Source organism: Endozoicomonas sp. SESOKO4 (genome assembly GCF_024606275.1).
In genome coordinates, this window is record NZ_JAHHPS010000071.1 from 1 (window position 1) to 4,398 (window position 4,398).

The 4,398-nt window shown below is 46.3% G+C and carries 1 protein-coding gene; it reads right to left on the minus strand.

Annotation, left to right across the window (positions count from 1 at the left end; all coding sequences use genetic code 11):
* Positions 1–4,285, minus strand: a 4,285-nt coding sequence (locus tag KDK16_RS01220; protein ID WP_257274316.1) for a hypothetical protein, incomplete at its 3' end; no start/stop codon positions are given.
* Positions 4,286–4,398: the final 113 nt, after the last annotated feature.

The window sequence follows — 4,398 nt, forward strand, 5'->3', positions numbered from 1 at the left end:
AAACTTCCACAATCCGACTGGCCTGTTTAAACGTCAGCTTGTCTCCGACCATTGCCTGCAAGCGAATCGGTGCAAATTCATCGTCAAAATCGCAAGTTGTAAGGAATGGTGTCTTAAGGAACGGTGTTGTCTTACCGCTTTCTGCTGCTAATTCTGCCAGACCTATTGCAGCTTCCAGAGCTTGTTGTTTGAGTGAGTGCTGCTGCATGAAGGCATCCATAGCGGCTCGAATTTTTGCCTGTTTCAGTGTGTACTGGAAGGGGCCACGATCACTTTCGACAGCTGTCTCTGCGGCATTCAGGACTTCCTTCCTTCTCCTGATGTCTGCTTTCCTGATTTCAATCTCCTCTTCCAGACGGGCCTGTTTCATCAGTTGCCGGATCTTGCCACCATTACCATCTTTTCCGCCCAGTTCTAACTGTTTGTTTCTCAGGGCATCCATCCGTTGTCCAAAGGTGTCAGAAGTATCTGGTTTAAGATCCACGGCTTCTTCAGTGGCATCAAGAAACGCTTCATCATAATCTGCAAGATCGTCTTCTGCTTTTGATATAGCTTCATTTTTCTGCTTCAGGATCCAATCCAGCTTAGCCATTTCGTTCTTATGTACGGATTTAGCCTTCTCATCGGAATCTCCAAAATCGATATTCTCCTGTTTTTTACGATCCAGATTCTCCTGTGCATCCCTCTTTTCAAACCATCTACTGGTCAAGTCCATACATTTTCTGTCACGATCGCGCAGGAATTTCGTGACCTGAGCGTAGTTTTTTTTGGCTAAAGGCAGTTCATTCAATGCTTCCTCGAGGATACCGGTTTCGTCCGGATCATGATTATTTTTATGGGCTGTAACGGAGAAAATGTAATCAGTATTTTGCAGTGTACTGAGGTCACCTTCTTTGATCAGGAGATTCAGATCATGTTTGGCTCTCAGTTTCTCAGTGATCTCATCTCGTTTTTCTGCACTGTATTCCTGCAGGAAATGTCTGATGTCTTCTACTCGCTCTTCAGATGTTTGTTCGTCACCTGCAGTCAGACCCAGGTCGGTCTGAAGTTTTTTCATTAGCTGATTGAGAGCTACATCGTCTTTATCGGGGATATAGTCCAGGTCAGAAAGTTTCCCGGCAAATACAATGTGCTTGCCACGCAGCGTCTTCAGTTCGCGATGAACATCTCTCAGATTACTTTCAGCTTCTTCCAATGCTCGTCTGGCAGTGGCCACCTCACGATCAAGAACGTATCGGGGCTTGGGGCCCAGTCGGGCTATTTGCCTGTCAAGCTCTTTCTCAATGGCAGTAAGGCGCTCATTAACGTCAGGCTGACCCGCATTGAAAACTTCTTTATTCAACTGTTGGAGTTTTTTTTCAACCAGACTGTTCTGGTCTTCAATAGTGGCATCCTCTTTGTAGTCCTCAATGTTGAGTTGATGAGCCATTTCATTGTTCCAGACTCTTCGGGCAGCTTCGTCATCATAGAGTGCGTCTGATTTTTCGAATAATTCCTGAATTTTAGTGCTCAGGGCACCCTTTTGTTCAGCCAGGTCGTCATCCTGCTCAAATGCCACATTCAGAACTTTGGCCAGTTTGACAGTGGTAGCCTTGCCTCTTCCTTCAGCAGCAGCGTTTCTATGAGGGTAGATGTTCAGCTCTCTCTCTAAAGCTCCAAGCAGACTTGCCTGTTGTTTTTTGACTTGCATGTCCAGGCACGAATCTTTGACTTTATAGTGAAGAATCGCACGAAGCTTGTTGAGTTTGAGATCCCTCTCGTTCAGAGCTGCGCCGTCTTCTTTCCGGAGGGTTTGATCTATCTGATCCAGCAAGTGTCCTGAGACATCATCGCCGTCAAGTATTGTATGAACCCGGGCAAGTTTTACTGCATTGTCGTCCTCTTTATTGAATTTTATGTTGAGTATTTTTTCTATGGCTTCCAGCAGATCAGTCTGTTGGTCTCTGGCTTGCGTGTTCGGGCCAGGGTCCTGGAGTTTATAGTGAAGGTGCGCAAGAAGGGTGAGCAGCTGGAAATCCTTCGCGTGCAGAATTTTGCTTTCATATCTCCAGAGGATGCTATCAATCTCATCCAGCGTTTCACCCAGTATTTTATCTGAGAGATCATAGCTGTTAAGTACGCTGAAAATCCTGGTGAGTTTTGATGTTTTGTCATCCTCTTCACTGACGTTGATGTTGAGCATTTCTGCTACGACTTCCAGTATGTACCGGGCCTCTTCCTCTGCCCGCTGTCTGGCGTCTCTGATGTATTCCTGCATGTCTTCAGCAATGCCCTGACGACGGAGATACAGATCGTCGTTTTCATCAAGGTAATGAATCTCCAGAGCTTTTTCTACGGCACTCAGCGTCTTGAGGACTTTAGGCATGGCTTCCTGGAGGTCTGGTGTTGTAATGTCATCCACTTTCGGTTTCAAATCTGCAAGACGATGGAATCTGTTGTGTCGCATTACTTCAAATTGTGCGATGCGTTCTTCTAAATGTGCGATGCGTTCTTCAAACTGTGCGATGCGTTCTTCCAGTGCCTGGTTTTTCTGAAGCTGATCTTTATGAAATTCGTCGTCTGGAGCTCTCATTGAAAGTATTTCGTTGCGCAGGCTTTTTTGTTGAACATCCAGTATGTTAACTTCTTTCACCAGCTCTTCCACATAGACAGAAAGCCGTGCTCGCGCATCCTCAGATTGCCGATAGAGCAGGAGTGTTTCCTTTGTTAGCATTTCACTGGCAGTAACTTTCTCCGTTGTGATCCTTAACTGGTTTCTAAGCTTGATGAGTTCGCCTTCTGCTGCCCGCTGCTCTTCCAGCTTGATTTGATTCTCAATCATCTCTCTGGCCATGTCGGCCATGATTTTGTCTGCAAACGGTTTCGCGTTGTAAAAATTATCGGTCTGTAATTCGGCGGCAAAGGGTAAAATATTGAGAAAATTCCGAACAAAATGCGGGTTAGTCAGAAAATCTCTAAGTGCGGGTTTGAAGCTGAAGTGTTTTGCAAGTTGATTATGTATCGAGGGTGGCGTAATGAAAGACGAGGCGAATTTGACGTGTTCTACTGAGAAATAAAATTCATCTGCATGATCAGGAGTAGCAGCGGTCAATGCCTGCTGGAGAATTTCATAGTATGCCAGCATAAGCGCCGCATCATGATCTTCGAAAACACCAACATCGTGCCGCGCAGCTAACCCCTCGAGCAGTTCCATCTGCCTGCTTCGAATGACGTATTGGTAGCTTTTGATCTTGTCTTTTTTAACTTGTGTTGATACTCCAGGAGCGGGGGTATTAGCATCAACCCTTTTCCAGACGTCAAAGATTTTTTCCACAAAAGCGACATCTGTCGGATTCTGCTTCTGACCATGGAAAACAATAATCTCTCCCGGAGCTTCAGTCACTTCCAGCTTTGGATAACCTTCAGGCACAGGGCAAGCCCGCCACTCATCCCCAACGTTTACAACATAGCCGACGGGTTTATGGTAGTACAAAAGATCGTCCAGAGCTTTCTGTTGTAAACCCTCTCTCAGAGTATGAACCTGGGTATAGGCAGAGGTCGCTGCTGCCAAAAGTGGCTCATCATTAACAAAGAGTGCTTGATCCAGACTCTGCAAATCAGGAGGCTCATCGTCTGCAGCGACAAGGCGCATAAAGGTGCGACTGTTCACTTCAATTTTGTCAACTTCGATGGTGGCAAGGGCAACATAGTGATCAACTTCGCCAAGGCTACCTGCTCTTTCATTGGCTCCTTTCAGCACCCCGACCAAATGATTGGGGCTGGCGATTTTCGTTGTCGGTTCCAGTGGTTGGATGTCACCCGATTGACTTCGAACAGCCTTAATTGAATCCTGACTGGTCATTCCGTTTCTGACTTCAATGACCAGTACTTCTTCGGCAAGATTATGGGTAATCTTGAAGATCCCCTCATTACCTGCCTTCAGGACTTTGGTGTATTTCTGAGCAACGCCATCTTTGTCCGTTTCAAACAGATCAATACTGGAAACACCACCACTGATGCCAGAAAGAACATTTGTGAAGCCTTCAGAAGGAATCTCATAGCCAGCTCTGGTTTGAGTCTGATCGGGGTAGGTGGTGGTAATGGATTTGGGTATTGGTTGCTGGTTGTGACCTAAAGTTGGCTTAACTATGACCTCACTGTGGGTAAACTCCGCGTGTCCATTGCCCTGAATATCGATAGATTTTGTCTGTAGCCTGCGTTCGGTCAGTGCCTGTGTACCAAGGATGGAAGAACTGATGGCAACGGCCACGGCAAGGCGCAATGCATTGGGGCAAGCGTGTGTCATACTACTACCTCAGAACTGAGTACTTTTATTACCGTAAAAAGTGCTCGGCGCGGGATTCGTAGAGGGCACCCAGAGTGTAAGAGTAAGGAATACTTTCTGCATGGGAGAATGAC